Consider the following 583-nt stretch of genomic DNA (forward strand, 5'->3'; position numbering starts at 1 on the left):
GTTCCAGGTAGCGCCGCGCCAACGACTTCAGGCCGATCCGGTAAGCGGCCTCGACGTCGCGGTAGGCGCTCAGATCGGGCCGCCACGCCGCCAGGGTCCGCACGAGCTGCATCCGGGTCATCCGGCGCAGCGTCTCGCGCAGGGCATCGGGCGCGCAGACGATGGTGTTGTGGATCATCTGCAGGGCAATGCGTCGGGCCGCGACCGCCGTCTTCCGGCACGCGCTCAGGATGCGCAAGGACTCGACCATGCCGTCCCGGGTGCGCGGCGTCACGGTGCGGGTGCCGGCGAAGGCGGCGTGCGCCGCACTCTGGGCATCGAAGTCGTCGTTCTTGCCCCGACGCCGCCGATCCTGGGCGTCGGGGGCGGTCACCTCCAGCACCTCGATCCCGGCCTGCTGGAGGAAGCGGAGCAGGCCGGCACCATAGCTGCCGGTCGACTCGACCCCAACGCGTTGCAGCGATCCGAACGAACGCATCCAGGCCAGCATCTGCCGATAGCCCTGGCGGGTCGCATCAAAGCTGGCGCTCGCCAGAACCCGATCCCGGTCGTCGACGACCGCGGCCACGTGCAGATCCTTATG

Annotated in this window: 1 pseudogene; it reads right to left on the reverse strand. The window is 70.0% G+C overall.

Annotated features, from left to right (window positions below):
- Positions 1-583, reverse strand: a pseudogene (locus ACU8YC_RS25755) (IS110-like element ISMch6 family transposase); the annotation flags it as partial.

The sequence above is a fragment of the Citrobacter sp. VF227 genome, from assembly GCF_052950715.1.